Raw genomic sequence first — 19,542 nt, 5'->3', positions numbered from 1 at the left:
ACCGATGGACATCACGACGCCGAACTTCAACGTCCTGTGGCTGCAGTCGGGCGGCTGCGGCGGCTGCAGCATGTCGCTTCTTTGCGCCGACACGGCGGACTTCCACGGCCAGCTGCGCGACGCCGGCATCAACCTGCTGTGGCATCCGTCGCTGTCGCTCGAAAGCGGCTGCGAGCTCATCGAACTGCTCGAGCGCGCCGCCGATGGCCGCCTGCGCGTCGATGCGCTGTGCATCGAAGGCTCGCTGCTGCGCGGGCCGAACAACACCGGCCGCTTCCATGTCCTGGCCGGCACAGGCATCCCGATGATCGACTGGGTCCGCCGGCTGGCCGCGACGGCGCGGCAGGTCGTGGCGATCGGCAGCTGCGCGGCGTGGGGCGGCATCACCGCGGGAGGGAGCAACCCGACCGATGCCTGCGGCCTCCAGTACGAGGACGACCGCCCGGGCGGCCTGCTCGGCGCGGAATTCCGCTGCGGCAGCGGCCTGCCGGTCATCAACGTGGCGGGCTGCCCAACGCATCCCGGGTGGGTGATTGACAGCCTCATGGCGCTGGCGGCCGGCCAGTTCTCCGCCGCCGACCTGGACCCGTTGAACCGGCCGCGGTTCTATGCCGACCAGCTGGTGCACCACGGCTGCACCCGCAACGAGTATTACGAGTTCAAGGCCAGCGCCGAGAAGCCCTCGGACCTGGGCTGCATGATGGAGCACATGGGCTGCAAGGGCACGCAGGTGCATGCCGACTGCAACACGCGGCTGTGGAACGGAGAAGGCTCCTGCACCCGCGGCGGCTACGCCTGCATCGCCTGCACCGAGCCGGGCTTCCAGGAGCCGGGGCACCCGTTCCACGAGACGCCCAAGATCGCCGGCATTCCCATCGGCCTGCCGACCGACATGCCCAAGGCCTGGTTCGTCGCGCTGGCGTCGCTGTCGAAGTCGGCCACGCCCAAGCGCGTGAAAGCCAACGCCACGGCGGACCACCTCCAGGTGGCGCCTGCGGTGCGCAAGACCCGCCTGCGCTAGCCTGCCGCCATGACACGCCTGCTGGTCGGTCCTTTCAACCGCGTCGAGGGAGACCTGGAGGTCACGCTCGACATCGAGCATGGACGCGTGTCGTCCGCCCGCGTGAACTCGCCGATGTACCGCGGCTTCGAGCAGATCCTGCAGGGCAAGCGGCCGCACGACGCGCTGGTCTACGTGCCGCGCATCTGCGGCATCTGCTCGGTGTCGCAGTCGGTCGCCTCGGCCCGCGCGCTCGCCGACATGGGCGGCCTGTGCATGCCGCCCAACGGGCAGCATGTGACCAACGTGATCCTGGCCACCGAGAACATGGCCGACCACCTGACGCATTTCTATCTGTTCTTCATGCCCGACTTCACCCGGGCCGTGTACGCCGGACGGCCCTGGCACGCCGAAGCCCTGCGCCGCTTCGACCCGACGACCGGCGAGCAGGCGCGCCAGGCCATCGCGGCGCGGCAGCGCTGGTTCACGATGCTCGGCCTCCTGGCCGGCAAGTGGCCGCACACGCAGAGCATCGAACCTGGCGGTTCGACGCGGGCTGTCGATGGCGCCGAGCGCACGCGGCTGCTGGCACGCATGCGCGAGTTCCGGCGCTTTCTGGAGCAGCAGCTGTTTGCCGCGCCGCTGGAGCAGGTGCTCTCGCTCGCAAGCGCCGACGAGCTGTGGGACTGGGATGCCAGCGCGCCTCTTCGAGGGGATTTCAGGATGTTCCTGGCCATTGCACGCGACGCGGGCCTGATGGACCTGGGCAACGGGCCGGGCCGGTACCTGAGCTATGGCGCCTACCCGCAGCCCGGCGCCGAGTTCGTGTTCCCGCGCGGCGTCTGGCGCGCCGACGGCGACAGCCTCGGCCCCCTCGACGAGCGCGGCATCCTCGAAGACGCGACACACGCATGGCTTGCGGACGACGGCGGTCCGCGGCATCCACGCGAAGGCCTGACGGTGCCCGCCGGCGACAAGCCGGGCGCTTACACCTGGAACAAGGCGCCCCGCCTTGCCGGAGAGGTGGTCGAAACCGGTGCCATCGCGCGGCAGCTCGCCGCTGGCCATCCGCTCGTGCGCAACATGGTGGGGCGCCATGGCGGCACCGTCTTCACGCGCGTGCTGGCACGCCTGCTGGAGCTTGCGCAGGTGGTGCCGCTGATGGAGCAATGGATGCTCGCACTGGAGCCCGGCGAGCCGTACTGCGCCAGTGGCGCGTTGCCCGACGAGGGCACCGGCGTCGGCCTGAGCGAAGCGGCACGCGGCAGCCTGGGGCACTGGATCTCGGTGCGGCGCGGCCAGATCGAGAACTACCAGATCGTTGCGCCGACCACCTGGAACTTCTCTCCGCGAGACGCGGCCGGCACGCCGGGCGCCCTCGAAAGCGCGCTCGAGGGCGCGCCGGTGCACGAGGGCGAGACGACGCCCGTCTCGGTGCAGCACATCGTGCGTTCCTTCGATCCGTGCATGGTCTGCACCGTCCACTGATGCCGCCGCGCCGCACCGAACGCCCGAGGGCAGCGCCGCATGGCGTGGATGACGCCACCTGGCTGGACGTGATCCAGAAGATGGACGAGGTCTATTCGCAGCTGGTTCAGGACGAGGTCGAGCTCGAGAAGAAGAACGAGGAACTCGAGCAATCGCAGCAGTTCATCTTCAGCATCCTGTCCGCCATGTCGGACGTGCTGCTGGTCTGCACCGAAAAGGGCGAGATCGAGGAGACGAACGCGGCCTTGTGCGAACTGGTCGGCCGCAGCGACGCCGACCTGCGCGGCACCTCCCTCCTCGCCCTGCTGGCGGACGCCGGCAGCATCGCGCGGGCGCATGCGGTGCTCATGAACGCCAGCCCCACCCGGCGCGGCGAGACGATCGAGCTGAACCTGTTCGCCGCCGACGGAAGCAGCGTGCCGGTCGACGCCAACTGCACCCCGCGCGCCACGCCTTCGGGCCGCCGTGTCGGCACGGTGTTCGTCGCGCGGCCGACGGCCGAACTGCGCCGCGCCTACCAGGAGCTGCGCTCGGCGCACGAGGCGCTCAAGCAGACCCAGCAGCAGCTACTGCATTCGGAAAAGATGGCGTCGCTGGGCCGGCTGGTGGCGGGCGTGGCGCACGAACTCAACAACCCGATCAGCTTCGTGCTCGGCAACGTGCATGCGCTGAGTCGCTACAGCGACAAGCTGCGCACCTACATGGCGGCCGTTCACGAGGACAAGGACCCGCAGGCCCTGCTCGAACTGCGCACCCGGCTTCGCATCGAGCATCTTCTGGATGACCTGCCGTCGCTCATCGAGGGCACGCTGGAGGGCGCGCAGCGCACCGCGGCCATCGTGAACGGCTTGAAGAGGTTCTCGGCCATGGATCCGGAAGAACGGAAACGCGTGGACCTCAACGACGTGGCCGAACGTGCCATTCTCTGGGTGTCCAAAGGCACGTCGCAGCCGCTGAAGGTCGATTGGCAGCCGGCTTCGCCATGCCTCGTCGAAGGCAGCCTCGGACAATTGCAGCAGGTCGTGATGAACCTGATCCAGAACGCCGTGGATGCGGCCAGCACGGCCCAGCCTGCGCGCGCGCCGCATCTGTGGATCCATGCCCGCGCCGGCGCCACGCGCAACCGGCTGTCCGTGCGCGACAACGGGCCCGGCATCGCACCCGAGCTGCTCTCCCGGATCTTCGATCCGTTCTTCACCACCAAGCCGGTCGGCAAGGGCACCGGGCTCGGCCTCTCGATCAGCTACGGGATCATCGAGCAGCATGGCGGAACCCTGCGCGTCCGCAATCACCCCGAAGGCGGCGCGGAGTTCACGGTCGAGCTGCCTGCAGTGAACGGAGCGAGCTGAAGCCGCCGCTCGCTGGAATCAGTGGATCTCGCCCAGTGCCCGGCGCACCAATTCGTCCGCCGCATCCGGCCTGAGTAGGCCGCTCGCCCTTGGGCTGGTTGATCTGACAACAACAATACCTTGCCGTACCTCCACAGAGTCCACGGCAAGAAATCTGAACTCCGACTGGCAAGCAGCGAAGGTGGGTCTGTCTCGCGGCCACTTCTTCGCCTTATTTTCGCGAGCAGCTCAACACGACGCCGCAGGTTTTCTGAAGTGGCGTGCGGGTCGAAGAAGCCATGCGACGTGTGGCCGAAGGCAGCGCATTGACAGATGTCGCGCTGGACCTCGGCTTCTCCGCCCCGGAAAACTTCTCGCGCTTCTTCAAAGAGCACATCGGCGTCTCGCCGTCGATCTTCAAGCGAGCCGCACGCGAACCTTCGCCGGTGACAGTAACCGGAATTCCGCGGGAGCAGAGCAGCTAACTGTGCGCTGATGCTGGCAGCCTCTACGGCTCCAGGCGAGCACCGGAGCCGCAGCCTGACAGGCCGTTCCTGCGGTACTCCCACGCGCAATACCGGGCTGCGCGAAGTTACTCGACCTTGCCGATCCGCTGGACCACCTTCGCCATCGACTCAGCGTCCTTCGCAACGAATTTCTCGAAATCGGGCGCATCGAGATACTGGACGTAGGTTCCGGCGGATTGCAACGACTGGACCGCGCGCGCGTCGCTCGCAGCGAACTTCGCGGCTTCGCGCAATTTGTTGATGATGGCATCTGGCGTCGATGCAGGGACGAATACGCCAGTCCATTGCGAATAGGTGACGGGCACGCCCAGCTCCTTCAGGCTCGGCACGTCGGGAAGCGTTGGAATGCGGCCATCGCCCCATTGCGCGAGTGCACGCAACTTGCCTGCCTGGATCTGCCCCGCAACGGTCGATGGTCCCGTCGCGACGGCATCCACCTGGCCGCCGAGAAGTGCCACCACCGCCGGGCCTGCGCCGGTATAGGGAATGTGCAGCATGGACGTTTTCGTGGCAGCTTTCAGCTGCTCGAGCGGCACATGCATCGTTCCATAGTTCCCGGAGGAGCCGAAGGTATAGCCACCCGGCTTCTGCCGCAGCGCTGCCGTGAACTGCTTGAAGTCCTTCCAGGGACTGTCGGCCTGGACGACGAGGACAACGGGATCCGCGGTGAAGCGTGCAACGGGCTTCAGCTGTTTGAGCTCGAACATGGGCTTGCGCTGAAGAACGGTGTCCGCCTCGGGCAGCACCACGATGGAGGCAAGCGCCATCAGTACCGTGTACCCGTCGGGCTTTGCCTTGGCGACCTGCGACATGCCCACTCCGCCGCCCGCACCGGCCTTGTTCTCGATCACGATGGGCTGTTTCAGGTAGCGCCCCATGGCTTCCGCCACTGGCCGGGCAGCGATGTCGGCCACACCGCCAGGCGGAAAGGGCACGATCATGGTGATCGGCTTCGAGGGATAGGCCTCCTGAGCTGCGGCCGGCGCACCGGCAAGCAGTGCAGCTGCGGCCAGGGCTGCCAAGCCCCAAGGGTTCTTTGAATCGATCATCGAGTTGTCTCCGTTGTTGGTCTATTTGTCGGACGCGCAGGGCTGCGCCGCAGTCACCTGGTGCGAACGCGGTTGTTCAGTTCGCCGAGTCCCGTCACCGCGACGCGAACGAGGTCGCCGTCCTGCAGGAACTTGGGGGGCGTATGGCCGACACCGACACCGACGGGCGTGCCGGTCGCGATGATGTCGCCTGGCAGCAATGTCATTGCCTTCGACAGCGTGGCGATCAAGGTCGGAACGTCGAAGATGAGGTCCGTCAGCACGCCGTTCTGGCGCAGTTCGCCATTCACCCATGTCTGGACCTTGAGCGAAGCGGCGGGCGACTCGTCCGATGTCGCAATCCATGGACCCACGGGACAAAAGGTGTCGAGCGACTTGCCCAGGAACCATTGCGCGTGGTTCTTCTGCAGGTCACGTGCCGTCACGTCGTTGAGCGCGATGAAACCAAAGACCTTGCCGAGCGCATCGGCCGGGGCGACGTTGCGGCACTCTGCTCCGATCACCACGCCGATTTCGCCTTCGTAGTCGACCGACGAGGTGTGGGCCGGGTCGAAACGGATGTCGTCGGTGGGACCGGCGAGCGAGGTCGTGGCCTTGGTGAAGATCTGCGGAAAGGCCGGGACCGCGGCAGCGCCACTGGTGGCATTGAATCCGCTCTTGTCGAACTCGGCGGCGTGCTCGATGTAGTTCTTGCCTACCGCGAAGATGTTCCGCACAGGAACGGGAATCGGCGACAGGAAGGTGACGTCGACGAAGTTGGCCTCGCCATCCCTGAGTGCCTCGAGTTCCGCTGCTGTGATCCGGCGCTCGATCACGGCCTGCACCGGGTTCAGATGATTCGAAAAAACGCCGCCGACGAATGTGACCTTGCTGCCCGCCTCGTCGACCAGGACCATGCGCACCCGACCCTGATGAGAAACACGTCCGATTTTCATATCGCTCCAATTGGTTCTAGAGCCAACCCAATTTGGCCCTATGAGCTCATTCTAGAACCAATTGGATGCGAGAAGGCTCTCCTTTGTCCCGCCATTTTCAAGGAATTATTCGCTGATATGCGACTTCAGAATTGGGCCTAATTGGTTTAACTTGAGCCGACTCGGACAACGCTTTGCTATGATTTCGGCCATTCAAGGAACGACGATGGACCACGCGGCGGTATTGAGGGACGCAATCCTCGGCAAGCTCAAGACCGGCGAATGGCGCCAAGGCCACAGGATCGCCACCGAGCGCCAACTCAGCGAGTCCTTCGGGATCGGCCGCTCGACGGTTCGGCGCGTCCTGGCGCAGTTCAAGGTCGCAGGTGTCATCACGCAAACCGTTGGAAGCGGAACCTATGTGAGCGAAGCCTTCGATCCTGCGACCCTCGGGGAAGGAACGCCATCGGGCTTGGCAAGCATCTCGGGATCGGTCAGCCCGGCGGAACTCATGGAGGCCAGGCTCGCGATCGAACCGAGCATTGTCGAAATGATCATCCGCAATGCCTCGCAGAACGACTTCGCGAAGATGGCGCAGTGCTGCGACAAGGCGGAGGCTGCCGCCAGCATGGAGGAATTCGAGATCTGGGATGGCCAGCTTCATGCAACGATCGCCCTCGCCGCACACAACTCCCTCGTCACCAACATCTTCCAGTTGATCAACCAGGCGCGGGCACAGGACGATTGGGGGGCGCTGAAGCGCCACAGCCTTTCCACCGAGCGACGCCTGTCCTATCAAATTGAGCACCGGCAAATCGTGGGCGCCCTGACCGACCGAGACCTGGTGCGCGCGACGGCATGTGTCCGGGATCACCTATTGCACGTGCGGAGGAATCTGCTGGGCTCATAACCGGGCCGGACTTTTCGGCCCGCGTTGGAGCGGCGCTTCGGATCAGTTGATCTCACCAAGTGCGCGGCGCACCAAGTCATCCGCCGAGCCATCGTCTCGCAATCCTAGTGCGCGGGCCGATGCATCGTCGAGGCGCGGATAGCGCCCGAACACCGCCTCCACGTCAGGGCGAGGCTGGAATGACACCAAACCGCGACGGGATTCGCCGTAGCGTGCCGAGCACGTATCGATGATGTCCCCGATCGAGAGACGCAGCACGGGCAACGGCCAAGCCCGCCCCAGGTCGGCGCGCGAGGCATCCATGACTGCCGCATGGACCAGGTTCTCGGCGCAGCGCTGCGCCGACATCCACCACGCCGTGGCCTCGGGACCTACGGGGCAGGTGAAGGTTTCGCCGGCCTTGAGCGCGTGCAGGATGTCGCTCATGAATGCGGAGGAGAGACCCACGCTGCGCTTCGCGCGGGCGACGATGCCGGGGAGCCGGACCGATCGGCCGTCCAGAAGACCGCGGCGCGTGAAGTCCGCCAGCAGGATCTCGCACACCTGCTTGTGTGCGCCGTAGGTGAGCGGAGGTCGCAATGGCGTCTTCGGCGTGACAAGGTCCGGCAGGTCGGTGCCGTACACCGCGATGCTGCTTGCATACACGACCGTGGGCCGGGTGCCGCTCGCAGCCAAGGCCTCGAACAACGAAAGCGATGCGTCGAGGTTGACCCGTCGGCCGAGCGCGTAGTCGGCCTCGGACGCACCTCCAGGGACGGCCGCGAGGTGAAAGACCACGTCGGGCCGGAACGTTGCGACCTTCGCCATCACGGCAGGCTGCGTGAGATCACCGCGGATGGCGGTCTCCCCTGCCGTCTCCGGCAAGGCCTGGTCGGCGAGCGCCAGTGCTCCGATGCGCCGACCGCCGAGTTCGCCGCGCTCACGCAGCAGGTCGGCGAGGTGGGCCCCGATGAAGCCGCCACCGCCGGTGATCAGGACTCGCATGGTTCCGCTCACGCCTGCGGCGGCGTGGGCGCGCGAACGATGCGCTGGTCGATGGCGCCGAAAACCGGTCCGCCGTCCTGGCGCGCCTCCATGCGGACGCGGTCGCCGAAGCGCATGAATGGCGTCTTCGGTGCACCGTGTTCGATGGCCTCGATGGCACGGCGCTCCGCGATGCAGGCCGAGCCCTTCTGCCCTCCCGCGTTGGAGACCGTGCCGCTGCCGATGATCGTGCCGGCGGACAGACGGCGCGTCGCGGCCGCATGCGCGATCAGCTCGTCGAAGCCGAAGTTCATCTCGCCGCCGTTCGGGTTGCCGAACCACGCGCCGTTGCATTCGACGTGGAGGTCCAGGTGCACGCGCGCATCCCGCCAATGCTCGCCGATCTCGTCCGGGGTCACCGCCACCGGCGCAAAACTGGAGGACGGCTTGGCCTGAAAAAATCCGAAGCCGGTCTTTATCTCGCGCGGGCCGAAGGCACGCAGGCTCACGTCGTTGATCTGCACCAGCAGCGCGATGCACCCCTGTGCTAGTTGCGGCGAAGCGCCGAGCGGCACCTCGCGCAGCATCACGCCGTACTCGCCCTCGAAATCGATGCCATGCGCCTCGTCCGGCAGCGAAACGTCGTCGGTGGGTCCCAGGAAGTCGTCGGATCCGCCCTGGTAGATCAACGGGATCGTCTCCATGTCGGGGATCGGCGCGAGGTTGAACGCCGTCTCCATCAGGCGGCCGTGGTTCAGGAAGGCGGAGCCGTCGCACCATTGCGGCGCCCTCGGCAGCGGCGCGGCAGCCTGGCGCGGATCGAACGCAAATTCGCCCTCCACCTGCCCCGCATTGAGCCGGGCATAGAGTTGCTGAAGTCGCGGCTCGCACTCGCCCCAGCGTTCCAGTGCGTTGAGCAGGGTCGGCGCGATCGCCTGCGCGCTCACTGATCGCTGCAGGTCGCGCGACACCACGACGAGGCCGCCGTCCTTGCCGCCCTTCAGGGATGCGAGTTTCATCGCCTCAGCCCCGCGCGGCCAGCGCCTGGCCGATGGCCGGATCGTATGTGCCGTCGACCAGGACGAAGAGCATCCGGCATGGCTTACCGGAGCGGTTGGCCCACGCATGGTTGGTGCCGCGCTGCACGACGACGCTGCCGGCGCGCAGTTGCACCTCGCCCTGGTCCAGCACCAGCGTGATCTCGCCCTCCATCACGACACCGTAGTCGACGCTCTCCGTGCGGTGCATCAGCGGGTGCGGCGCGCCCCGGTCCGCGGTGGAAGCCGCCATGTCCCCGATCTCGCTGAAACCCGCGCGCAACTGCTCGGCGCTGCGACTGAACAGCTCCTCGCTGTCCGGCGGAATGTCGACGAACCGGAAGCGCGTGCCATGCGACGGCGGTGGCAGCGTCAGCGGTCCGGTGGTCGGGTCCGGGCCGTTGTCGACGCGCACCGGCGTGCCCGTGGTCGCCCACACCTCGTAGAAGACGGTGCCCGGGATGGCCTTGAGCTGCGCCACGACCGGCAGCGGTCCATTGCTGGTGATCACGGCATTGCCTTGCGCGTCGTGGCCGGTGACCACGCGATGGATGGATGGAAAGTTCATGGTGTTCCTCCTATTCGAATTGGAGCTTGGACTCTTTGGCGATGCCGCGATAGAGCACGAGGTCGTCGCGTATCGCATCGGCAAGGCGGGCGGAGGTTCCGCCCTCGGGCCGCAGCCCGAGTTCCGCGAACCGTTTTTGCACCGCAGGGTCGGCCAAAGCCGCGCCCGCTGCCTTGTTCAGCTTCTCGAGCAAGGGCTGCGGCGTCGTTGCCGGGGCCAGCACGCCGACCCAGGATTCGAGTACGAAGGCCTTCACGCCGGCCTCTGCTGCCGTCTGCGTGCCGGGAAAGCGCGGATCCCGCTGCTTGCTGGTGACCGCCAGCAGCTTGATGTGCCCCGCATCGACCAGCGGCTTGGCCGAGGCATCGAACGCCAGGTCCAGCTGCCCACCCGTGACATCGTTCAACGCGCCTGACGTGGAGCGATAGGGAATGTGCACGAGGAAAGTTCCGGTCAGCGACCTGAAATACTCGCCGGCAAAATGCGCGCCGCTGCCCATGCCGGCGCTGCCATAGCTGAGCTTCCCGGGATTCTTTTTCGCGTACGCGATGAACTCGGCCAGCGTGTTCGCGGGGATGTCCTTCTTCGCGACGATCTGCAGGCCATAGGTGGCGGTCATGCTGACCGGCGCCAGCGCCTTCGCGGGATCGAAGGAAATCTTCGGATCGACGACCGGGAGGATGCTGTAGCTCGAGTTGGTGAACAGCAGCGTCGTGCCGTCGCCGGGCGACTTGATGACGGCCTCGACACCCAGCCGGCTGCCGGCGCCGGGCCTGTTGTCGATGATGATGACTTGGCCGAGCTGCCGGCCCATGTGCTCCGCCATGATGCGCGCCACCTGGTCGGTGACGCCGCCGGCGGGAAAGGGCACGACCATCTTGGTCACGTTCGGCTGTGCATGGGCCGTGCTGGTCGTGGCAAGCATGGCAATCGCGGCAAAAAGCAAGTAGATCCACGCGGGGCGACGCTGTTGCTTCATTTCTGTCTCCTGGTTTTTCTGGAAGGCGTCAACCGAAGGCGGGCGCCAGCCCGTCCCAGCAAAGGTACTTGATCTCGAGGAATTCCTCGATGCCGTGGTGCGAGCCCTCGCGGCCGAGCCCGCTCTGCTTTACCCCGCCGAAGGGCGCCACCTCGTTCGAGATCAGGCCGCAGTTGATGCCGATCATTCCCGACTCGATCGCAGCGGACGCGCGCCAGATGCGGGCCGCGTCGCGGCTGTACAGGTAGGCGGCCAAGCCGAGTTCGGTGGCATTCGCGAGGTCGAAAGCCTCTTCGTCATTCTCGAAGCGGAACAGCGGTGCAACGGGCCCGAAGGTTTCCTCGCGAGCCACGGCCATCCCTGACCTCGCTCCCACGATGATCGTCGGCTCATGGAAGCGGCCGCCCAGCGCGTGGCGCTTGCCGCCGTGCAGGACGGTGGCGCCATTGGCAATCGCGTCGGCGATGTGCTCCTCGACCTTGGCCACGGCCGCGTCGTCGATCAGCGGTCCCAGCTGCACGCCCGCTTCCAGGCCGTTTCCCACACGGAGCTTGGCCACGCGCTCCGCGAGCTTGGCAGCGAAGGCGTCGTACACGCCCGCCTGGACCAGCACCCGGTTGGCGCTGATGCAGGCCTGGCCGGTGTTGCGGAATTTCGCGGCAACGACGCCGTCGGCAGCCGCATCGAGATCCGCATCGTCGAAGACGATGAACGGCGCATTGCCGCCGAGCTCCATGGAGCACTTCTTGACCGTTGCCGCGGCCTGCGCGAGCAGCAGGCGGCCGACTTCCGTCGAGCCCGTGAAGGTGATCTTGCGCACGAGGGGATGGCTGGTGAGCGTGCGACCGATGGCACGCGTGTCATTGCCCGTGACCACATTGAACACGCCCGGCGGCACGCCGGCGCGCTGCGCCAGGTCGGCGAGCGCCAGCGCCGTGAGCGGCGTCTGGCTGGCGGGCTTCACGACCATGCTGCAGCCCGCGGCCAGCGCCGGGCCGGCCTTGCGCGTGATCATTGCCGCAGGGAAATTCCAGGGCGTGATAGCCGCGCAGACCCCGATCGGCTCCTTCAGCACCACGATGCGCTGGGTGTCCTTCGGTGCCGGGATCACATCACCGCGCACCCGCCTGGCTTCCTCGGAGAACCATTGCAGGAAGGAGGCCGCGTAGTCGATCTCCACCTTCGCTTCGGCAAGCGGCTTGCCCTCTTCCAGCGTGATCAGCGTTGCAAGATCGTCGCGGTGCCGGATCATCAGCTCGTACCAGCGGCGCAGCACTTCCGAACGGTGCCTGGCCGTGGTCTTGCGCCAGGACAGGAAAGCCGCGTGGGCAACTTCGATCGCGTTGGCGGTCTCCGCCTCCCTGAAGCGGGGAAGCTCGGCCAGGACGGCGTTGTCGGCCGGATTGCGCAGCGTGTAGGTGCCGTGCGGTGTGGCGCCGATCCACTCGCCGCCCACATGGGCAGCGGTGCGGAAGAGTTCCGGGTCCTCGAGGAGGTGTCGCATGCTGCCTTCTTTCAGCACGGGTTGCGGCCAACCATGTAGGCGCTGTCCGGGTCCTTGGTGACCGGCAGGCCGGATGCCACCAACCCCTGGCGCAGCATCTTCATGAGGCGGTCCGGCACACGCATGGCTGGCGCACGCAGAGGCCCGCCGTTGAAGCCTGCCAGCCAGTCCTGGTACTTCCACATCGTCCGGTTCAACACGCCGGTGCCGCCGGCGTAGCTCTGTGCGGCGGCGCCGTTGGCGCTGCGCGCCGGGTTGACCTTCCAATACAGCTCCATCGCGGACTCCCACTCGCCGCTTCTCGCCAGATCGAAGGCGCGCGGGTAGTAGGTGCTCATCCATTGCGTGTTGCTGGTGCCGGAGAACTGCAGCTTCATCACGCTCATGAGCGGGATGGCATCGCCTTCGATGGGGCAGCTGATCACCACGTCGTCGCGGAAGTGGTGGTACATCTCGCACAGGCCCGCGGGCAGCGGAAATCCCTGCTCCGACTTGATCGCCACGATGTTGGGACAGTCCTTCAGCAGGCGGCGCACCAGCTCGACCGACATGCCCGCCGGATGGACGCGCTCGAAGCCCCACAGCGGAATCGGGAACAGCATCACGGCCAGCTGCGTCGCGTCGCAGAACTGCTTGGTGTAGTCGTAGATCTCCTGCTCGGTCGTCGGCCAGAACTGCGGGGGATAGGACAGCAGCACGATGTCCGCGCCGGCCTTCTCCGCCAGTTTCACGGCCTGGATGTTTTCGGCGAGGGTGCCGAAAGCCGCATGGAAAAAGAGACCCATGTCGCTGCCCGCCGTGTCGCGCGCCCATGCGGTGAACTGCGCATTCTCTTCGGGCGTGATTGCCACCTCGGCGCAAAGAAGCGTGTAGCTGTAGCCCAATTCCTTGGCAAGCGCGATGTCGTGGCGGATGCCCTTTTCGTTCAGCTTGCTCAGGTCTGCGGAGTAGCTGGGAATGGTGACGGCGGAGCAGCCGACGAGGTGTTCGCGCGCCCAGGCGCGAGCGTCCTTGCGTTGATAGGTAGGCATGGTATTCCTTGGGTTGATTGGTTGGCTTACTTGGCGACCGGCACGATGCTGTGGGCCATCTCGGTACCGATCCCCATGGCCCGGGCGCGGGCCAACAGCATCTCGGCGGTGATGACGTCCTGCAGCGCGGAGCCGACGGACTTGTAGAGAACGATGTCGTCCGGCTTTCGCATGGCCTTGCCTCCCACCAGGTCGGCGAGCGACACCAGCTTGCCGGCGAAGTCGACACCGGCTCGGGTCGCCGCCAGCATGTCACCCGTGTCATGAGCGACCTCTTCGGGCATGTCGGCGACGATCAGGGACGCACGGGCGATGGTCTGCTCATCGACCTCGCGCTGCTCGGGCAGCGTGGAGCCGATCGACACCACGGTCATGCCGGGGGCCAGCCATTCACCGCGGATCACGGGCGACTCGTCGCGGCTGCGCGCAGCGCAGAGCACGACATCCGTGCCCTCGATCGCTGCGGACGCCGACGCAGCGGCCCCGATGTCGAGGCCGTGCTCTTCGCGGACCGTCGACGCAAACTTCTCCCGGTTCGCTGGTGTCGGGCTGAAGATGCGAACGCGCGCGATGTCCCGTACGGCGGCCAGGGCCGCGAGGAGCCCCTTCGCCTCGAAGCCGGAGCCGATCACGGCCACACTCAGCGGTTTGCGCGGCGCTGCAGCGTCTACCGCGACCGCGGCGGTGGCTGCGGTGCGGATGCCCGTGATGCGATTGCCGTCGATCAGCGCGGCCAGGCCCATCGTTTCCTGTTCGAAAAGTGAGACGAGGTAGCTGGCACGGCGCGCCTTCATGCTGGCGGAGATCAGCTTGCAGCCCATGTGCCTGCCGCTTGGCGACACGGCCGTGAGCCCGCGCAGCCAGGTGCCGTCACCGCGGGCCATGGAACGCGGCGGCACCATGGCGGCGGCGATCGGGCTGGCGTAGGCGCTGCGCAGGGCGTCGAAGGCGGCCTGCCAGTCCGTCAGCCGGGCCACGTCCACGTCTGTGAGAAAAAGGGTCGGCGGCAACGCTATGGCGGCCGCGGAATTGAGGGTGCCCAAGGCGATGTCTCCTGTAATGGGCACGATCGTAGGCAGCGTCCCTCCCCCTGGCGACCCGTCGGAGGCCAAAGCAGCTTTCCCGATTCGGGATAGCCCGCTAGCTCTGCCTTGCCGACTTGAGCATGGCTGGCGCCATGGACTTCAGCAGGCGCATGACTTCCCAGGTTGCTTTGGTATGGGCACGGTGTTGGGTGACCCCGAGCACGACCGCGCGCGACAGCGCTGGACGGACGATGCGGACGGCCGCGAGCCGGCGCGCCTCATTGGCCGTCAGCGTGCCGGCCGTGATCGCGTATCCGCCGCCACTGGCCGTGATCTCATGCTGCAGCCGGATCGAATCGGCCTCCAGCACCTGCGTGAGCGTCAGCCCCTTCTGCCGCGCGAGCATCGCGAGGCGTGCGCGCAGCGGGTGCGGCTCGCTCGGCAGCACCAACGGCAAGCCCGCGACATCATCGAAGTCGATCGTCTTTCGCCCCGCCAGCGGGTCCTTGGCCGGCACCACCAGATACAGCGGCAGACGCGTGAGCACGGTTTCCTCCGGCGCGGCTGTGTCTTCTTCCCGCAGCAGCAAGGCAAGGTCGAGGCGGCCCTGGGTCAGCCATTCCTCGAGTTGAGCGCTCGATCCTTCGGTGAGATGCAATCGGACCTGAGGCCAGGCCTTGCGGACGGCCGAGAACAAGGGGCCGGCCAGCACCGCCACCGTAGACGGCAGCAGGCCGAAGCGCACGTCGCCCACCGGCGTTCCGCTGTTCGTACGCATGTCATCGGCCAGTTGCTCCGCATCGCGGATCAACGCCATCACCCGCGGGTAGACCTGTTGCCCGAATTCAGTCAGAACGACGCCGCGGCCCGTCCGGCGGAACAGGCGCGTCCCGGACTCCTGCTCCAAGCGCGTGATGTGCCGGCTTACCACCGACTGCTGCATGTCGAGCGCGAGCGCCGCGCCGGAGACGCTGCCGGCGTCCGCAACTTTCACGAACAGTTGCCATTTGGGGTCCAGGATGTTCTGCACTCAGGCATTGTGCATGGGGCAACCACGATCTTGCACCGCTGGGCTTTGGGAATCTGCCTATGCAGCAGCCAACGCCTCGGACAACGCTTGTGCCAGATCTTCTCGCAGATCCTCAACGCTCTCCAAGCCGATCGAGAACCGCAGCAGATGCCCGCCATAGCTCTGCTTGCCGCCGCGGATGCTTTGCATGTCGTAGGGCATGACCAGACTCATGGGACCGCCCCAGGAGAGACCGATTCCGAACAATTGAAGACGGTCACAGAAGGCATCGACCTGCGCGTGGGTGCGGGATTCGTCGATGAGCACCGAGAAGAGTCCGGCGGCGGCGCTGCAGTGCGTTGCCCAGTGCTCGTGCCCAGGACAGGATTCCAGAGCGGGGTGCAGGACCCTGCTGATGCCGTCCTGTCCGGGCAGCCAGGAGGCGAGCGCTCGGGCCGTGGCGTCGTGCAGGTCGTAGCGGGCCTTGATGGATGCCAAGCCCCGCAGCACCAGTTCCGCATCATTCGCGCCCACGCCCATGCCGAGGTCCAGGTAGGCGACGCGGAACTTGTCATGCAGCTTGTCGTCGTTAGTGATGATCGAGCCCATCAGGACATCGGCACCGCCTGAAGGGTACTTTGTCAGCGCGTGAACGCTGATGTCCACGCCCATCTCGAACGGCGCGAATGCAATGCCCGCCCCCCAGGTGTTGTCGAGCGCCACGATCGCGCCCGCGCTCTTGGCCGTTGCCACCAGTGTGCGAAGGTCCGGAAATTCCATCGTGATCGATCCCGGCGCTTCGACCCAGACCAGCTTGGTACGCCCGCTGAGCTTGGCCTGCAGATCGGCGACATCCAGGGGGTCGTAGCACTGATGGGTGATGCCCAGTTGCGAGAGCGTCGTGCGTGCATGGCGCAGCGAGGGGCCATAGACATTGGTTGGCAGAAGCACCTCGTCACCGCTCGACAGCAATCCGATGTTGACCGTGGCGATGGCCGCCTGCCCGCTCGGGCAGAGCAGGCAGTGCCGACCGCCTTCGAGCGTACACAGGCGCTGTTCGAGCGTGTATGTGGTCGGCGTGCCATAGAGGCCGTAGCTGTACCCGTCACGGTGGCCGAATGCCTTGGCACGCTCGCGCACCGTTGCCGTGTTCGGGAACAAGACCGTCGATCCCTTGAACACGCCCGGGGGAACCGCCTGGTAGCCGGGCGGCGGAACGTAGGCGTGGTGAATCAGTTGGGTGCTGATGTCTTGAGACATGACGAGAGTTCTTCTGCAGGATCAGAAGCTTCAATGTATCGGAACGCGGGTCGGCTGCCGCAATGGCGCCCCGGGCAAAACCGCACATCGGGTTGCGCCGATGCGGCAAGGCGTCCTCATGTATGCATATCGGCTAGCTGCGCGGCTGCGCGTCGGCAGGGCCGTTGAGCCATTCCTGCTTCGACTCGAAGAGCCGATGAAGGTATTCGGTGACAGCGCGGATGCGGGCCGAGTATTGGAGGTCATGGTGCACGCTCACCCAGAGCGTCCGCATCACCTTCGCCGTGTTGGCAAGCACCGGCACCAGCGTGTCCTCCTTCACCACGGAGAACTTGGGCAGCAGCACCAGGCCGAGCCCGGACGCCGCGGCGGCCATCTGCGCCAGCATGCTGTTGGATTGGAAGCTCATCGAGGGTCTTGCGACCAGCTCATCGAGCCAGCGGACCGCGTCGAGCTGGATCAGGTCGTCCAGGTATCCCACGAACTGGTGCTTGGGCAGGTCGGCCAGACTCGCGGGCACTCCGTGTTTCTCGAGATAACTCGGCGAGCCATACAAATACAACGCGAATGAGCCCGCTGTCTCGCACGCCAACCCCTGGCCAATCGGTTTGAAAAAGCTGACGAAGACGTCGGCTTCCCTGCGGCTCACGTTGACGATGGACGAAGACGTCACCAGTTCCACGCGCAGCTTGGGATACGTGCGCAGCAGCGGCTCGAGGTGGCGAGCCACGAAGGTGGTGCCAATCCCTTCCATCATGGCCATACGCACGCTGCCTGAAGGCTCCCTGTCGGTTCCGCCGAGTTCCTCTTGCAGCGACAACACGGCCCGCTCCATGTTCTCGGCCTGCAGTGCGAGGACATGCGCCAGTTCGGTCGGTTTGAGTCCGGTGCGGTGACGTTCGAAAAGCGGGCCGCCCAGGCACAGCTCCAACTGCGAGAGCCGTCGGCTGACCGTCGAATGATCGATGTGAAGCTGCCTGGCCGCCTGGGAAAGACTTCCGGTGCGGTTGATATGCAGGAACAGGCGCACGTCGTCCCAATCGAGGTTGGCAAGGGGTACCTTCTTGGTCGTCATGCAGCCTTCTCGTGCGTTGTCGTATGCAGTCCTGCTCCATCGGCCCGGCCGGCCGTCGGTTTTTGGATAGCATTTCACATCGAGATGCGCAATACAAGGGAAAGCACAGCCGAACATGGCCGCTTCCCAGTCCGGGCAGAGTGGCGTGAAAGATCGCCAAGGTGAACTCAGCCCGTGGGCTGCTCGACATGCGCCTGGCGCCGGTACAGGAAGTCCATCAGTGCGCGCCTGCACTCCGCATAGGTCGAATCGGTCGCCAGGCTGACGCGATCGCGCGGACGCCCAATCGGCACGTCCAGGATCTCCCCGATCCGGGCCGCGGGACCATTTGTCATCATGACGATGCGGTCCGCAAGGAGCACTGCCTCGTCCACGTCGTGCGTGACCATGACGACGGTGCTTTCGGTTTTCTCGACGATGCCGAGCAGTTCGTCCTGCAACTTGGCGCGCGTGAGCGCGTCGAGCGCACCGAAGGGTTCGTCCATCAGCAGGACCTGCGGTTCCATCGACAGCGCCCTGGCAATACCGACGCGCTGCTTCATGCCGCCGGAAATTTCGCTGGGCTTCTTGTGGGCAGCCTGCGCCAGGCCGACCATCTCGAGCGCCGCCTCGGTGCGACGGTCGATCGCGGACCCAGACTCGGCCCGAAACACGCTGCGCACGGCCATGCGCACATTATCGAAGCAGCTGAGCCACGGGAGGAGCGAATGATTCTGGAAAACCATCGCGCGCCGCGGGCCCGGTCCCCGGATGACCTCCCCGTCGCACGAGACGGTTCCCGCGGTCGGCGATGCCAGCCCGGCGAGCAGATTGAGCAGCGTGGATTTTCCGCAGCCGGAGTGGCCGATCAATGCAACGAATTCGCCTCTTCGAATCTCCAGGTTGATCTCGCTGAGCGCAGGAAATTCGCCCTTGGGCGTGCTGAAGGTCTGCCGCACACCGCAAACGCGCAGGAACCCGGGCGTTGCGGTCGAGGCAGTCGAAACGGTTGAGAAAGTTGGCCGCAGCATCGTCTGCCCGTTCATTCACGGAAGCTCAGCTGCTTCATCAATGCGCCCAGCAACTGGTCGAGCACCAGGCCGACGACACCGATCATCACGATGGCGACGATGATGCTGGAGATCTGCAGGTTGTTCCATTCGTTCCACACGAAGAAGCCGATCCCGCTCTGGCCCACGACCATTTCGGCCGCCACGATCACCAGCCAGGCGATGCCGATCGAGATGCGCATGCCCGTGAGAATCATGGGAACCGCCGCCGGAAAGACGATCTTGCGCGCGCTCTCCAGTGGCGTGAGTCCGATCACGCGGCCGACATTGGTCCAGTCCTGGCGCACGCTCGCGGTGCTGTACAGGGTATTGATCAGGATGGGCCAGATCGAACAGATGAAGATGATGAAGATCGCCGAGGCGCCGCTGTCCTTCAGCGTGTAGAGCGCAAGCGGCATCCAGGCCATCGGGGAGACGGGCCGCAGCAGCTGGATGAAGGGATTCAGCGCCTGGCCCAGCCATGGCACCAGTCCCAGCAAGAAGCCCAGGGGAACGCCGACCAGCACGGCCAGGGCGTAGCCGCTGAACACACGCCTGAGCGAGTCGAGCAAGTGCCAGGCAATGCCCAGGTCGTTCTCGCCGTTGCGACGGAACGGATCCGCAAACAATTCGCCCGCGCGCTTGAACACGTCGACGGGCGTCGGAATGGCCGAGCGCTCCACGGAGACACCGGGGCTCTTGCCCATCAGCTTTTCGTAGTCTGAAAGCTCCGCCGGCGCGCTGCCGCCACCGCTGGAGGCGAGTGCCTGCCAGACGGCCAGCAAGAGCAAGCCGATGACCAAGGTGGCCAGCCAGGAGCGTGAGGTCGAGATCGCGCCCTGCATGA

The 19,542-nt window shown here is 65.9% G+C and carries 19 protein-coding genes; 5 read left to right on the top strand and 14 right to left on the bottom strand.

What is annotated here, in order from left to right; genetic code table 11:
- The first annotated feature begins 4 nt into the window (after nucleotides 1-4).
- The 4 genes from AC1DSC_RS17330 to AC1DSC_RS17315 all read left to right on the top strand — a co-directional run bounded on the left by AC1DSC_RS17330 (nucleotide 5) and on the right by AC1DSC_RS17315 (nucleotide 4,301).
- Nucleotides 5-1,021: an NADH-quinone oxidoreductase subunit B family protein gene (locus AC1DSC_RS17330; protein WP_369664572.1), complete on the top strand. Its 1,017-nt coding sequence runs from the start codon at nucleotides 5-7 to the stop codon at nucleotides 1,019-1,021.
- Nucleotides 1,022-1,030: 9 nt separating this feature from the next.
- Nucleotides 1,031-2,488 carry a nickel-dependent hydrogenase large subunit gene (locus tag AC1DSC_RS17325; RefSeq protein WP_369664571.1) on the top strand — a complete coding sequence of 486 codons (1,458 nt, stop codon included), beginning with the start codon at nucleotides 1,031-1,033 and terminating at the stop codon, nucleotides 2,486-2,488.
- Nucleotides 2,488-3,837, top strand: a complete 1,350-nt coding sequence (locus AC1DSC_RS17320) for a PAS domain-containing sensor histidine kinase (protein ID WP_369664570.1) — start codon at nucleotides 2,488-2,490, stop codon at nucleotides 3,835-3,837. The genes AC1DSC_RS17325 and AC1DSC_RS17320 overlap by 1 nt, the downstream gene beginning before the upstream one ends.
- 278 nt (nucleotides 3,838-4,115) lie before the next feature.
- Nucleotides 4,116-4,301 (top strand): helix-turn-helix domain-containing protein, encoded by a 186-nt coding sequence (locus AC1DSC_RS17315; RefSeq protein WP_369664569.1) that lies wholly within the window; start codon nucleotides 4,116-4,118, stop codon nucleotides 4,299-4,301.
- A 107-nt stretch (nucleotides 4,302-4,408) separates the two neighbouring features.
- On the opposite strand, the gene AC1DSC_RS17310 is transcribed toward AC1DSC_RS17315, so the two are convergent.
- Both AC1DSC_RS17310 and AC1DSC_RS17305 read right to left on the bottom strand, forming a co-directional pair.
- Nucleotides 4,409-5,392 (bottom strand): tripartite tricarboxylate transporter substrate binding protein, encoded by a 984-nt coding sequence (locus AC1DSC_RS17310; RefSeq protein ID WP_369664568.1) that lies wholly within the window; start codon nucleotides 5,390-5,392, stop codon nucleotides 4,409-4,411.
- A 53-nt stretch (nucleotides 5,393-5,445) separates the two neighbouring features.
- Nucleotides 5,446-6,327, bottom strand: coding sequence for a fumarylacetoacetate hydrolase family protein (locus AC1DSC_RS17305; protein WP_436288320.1), 882 nt, complete (start codon nucleotides 6,325-6,327; stop codon nucleotides 5,446-5,448).
- A 205-nt stretch (nucleotides 6,328-6,532) separates the two neighbouring features.
- On the opposite strand from AC1DSC_RS17305, the gene AC1DSC_RS17300 reads away from it, so the two are divergent.
- Nucleotides 6,533-7,216, top strand: coding sequence for a FadR/GntR family transcriptional regulator (locus AC1DSC_RS17300; protein ID WP_412512513.1), 684 nt, complete (start codon nucleotides 6,533-6,535; stop codon nucleotides 7,214-7,216).
- 42 nt (nucleotides 7,217-7,258) lie between these two features.
- Here AC1DSC_RS17300 and AC1DSC_RS17295 read toward each other — a convergent pair whose 3' ends face one another.
- The 12 genes from AC1DSC_RS17295 to ntrB all read right to left on the bottom strand — a co-directional run bounded on the left by AC1DSC_RS17295 (nucleotide 7,259) and on the right by ntrB (nucleotide 19,540).
- Nucleotides 7,259-8,200 carry an NAD-dependent epimerase/dehydratase family protein gene (locus AC1DSC_RS17295; RefSeq protein WP_412512514.1) on the bottom strand — a complete coding sequence of 314 codons (942 nt, stop codon included), beginning with the start codon at nucleotides 8,198-8,200 and terminating at the stop codon, nucleotides 7,259-7,261.
- A gap of 8 nt (nucleotides 8,201-8,208) precedes the next feature.
- Nucleotides 8,209-9,198 carry a fumarylacetoacetate hydrolase family protein gene (locus AC1DSC_RS17290; protein WP_412512515.1) on the bottom strand — a complete coding sequence of 330 codons (990 nt, stop codon included), beginning with the start codon at nucleotides 9,196-9,198 and terminating at the stop codon, nucleotides 8,209-8,211.
- A 4-nt stretch (nucleotides 9,199-9,202) separates the two neighbouring features.
- Nucleotides 9,203-9,784: a cupin domain-containing protein gene (locus AC1DSC_RS17285; protein WP_412512516.1), complete on the bottom strand. Its 582-nt coding sequence runs from the start codon at nucleotides 9,782-9,784 to the stop codon at nucleotides 9,203-9,205.
- 10 nt (nucleotides 9,785-9,794) lie between these two features.
- Entirely contained in the window at nucleotides 9,795-10,763 is a 969-nt protein-coding gene (locus AC1DSC_RS17280; protein WP_412512517.1) for a Bug family tripartite tricarboxylate transporter substrate binding protein, read from the bottom strand.
- Nucleotides 10,764-10,791: 28 nt separating this feature from the next.
- Nucleotides 10,792-12,267: an NAD-dependent succinate-semialdehyde dehydrogenase gene (locus AC1DSC_RS17275; protein ID WP_412512518.1), complete on the bottom strand. Its 1,476-nt coding sequence runs from the start codon at nucleotides 12,265-12,267 to the stop codon at nucleotides 10,792-10,794.
- Nucleotides 12,268-12,278: 11 nt separating this feature from the next.
- Nucleotides 12,279-13,298: a dihydrodipicolinate synthase family protein gene (locus tag AC1DSC_RS17270; RefSeq protein WP_412512519.1), complete on the bottom strand. Its 1,020-nt coding sequence runs from the start codon at nucleotides 13,296-13,298 to the stop codon at nucleotides 12,279-12,281.
- A gap of 26 nt (nucleotides 13,299-13,324) precedes the next feature.
- Nucleotides 13,325-14,341, bottom strand: a complete 1,017-nt coding sequence (locus AC1DSC_RS17265; protein WP_412512520.1) for an ornithine cyclodeaminase family protein — start codon at nucleotides 14,339-14,341, stop codon at nucleotides 13,325-13,327.
- A 97-nt stretch (nucleotides 14,342-14,438) separates the two neighbouring features.
- On the bottom strand, nucleotides 14,439-15,353 hold the full coding sequence (locus AC1DSC_RS17260) for a LysR family transcriptional regulator (protein WP_412512521.1): 915 nt from the start codon (nucleotides 15,351-15,353) through the stop codon (nucleotides 14,439-14,441).
- Nucleotides 15,354-15,410: 57 nt separating this feature from the next.
- The gene (locus AC1DSC_RS17255) at nucleotides 15,411-16,592 is read right to left on the bottom strand and encodes a PLP-dependent transferase (protein WP_412512522.1); all 1,182 of its coding nucleotides are present in this window, start codon (nucleotides 16,590-16,592) and stop codon (nucleotides 15,411-15,413) included.
- A 133-nt stretch (nucleotides 16,593-16,725) separates the two neighbouring features.
- A complete protein-coding gene (locus AC1DSC_RS17250; protein ID WP_412512523.1) occupies nucleotides 16,726-17,667 on the bottom strand; it encodes a LysR family transcriptional regulator in 942 nt (313 codons plus the stop codon).
- 167 nt (nucleotides 17,668-17,834) lie between these two features.
- Entirely contained in the window at nucleotides 17,835-18,677 is an 843-nt protein-coding gene (locus AC1DSC_RS17245) for an ABC transporter ATP-binding protein (protein ID WP_412512591.1), read from the bottom strand.
- Between the two features lie 11 nt (nucleotides 18,678-18,688).
- On the bottom strand, nucleotides 18,689-19,540 hold the full coding sequence (ntrB, locus tag AC1DSC_RS17240; RefSeq protein WP_412512524.1) for a nitrate ABC transporter permease: 852 nt from the start codon (nucleotides 19,538-19,540) through the stop codon (nucleotides 18,689-18,691).
- Nucleotides 19,541-19,542 lie beyond the last annotated feature (2 nt).

Source organism: Variovorax sp. 01N425, assembly GCF_056399465.1.
The sequence above is the reverse complement of the archived record's forward strand: the minus strand, read 5'-3'. Positions and strand labels throughout refer to the sequence as shown.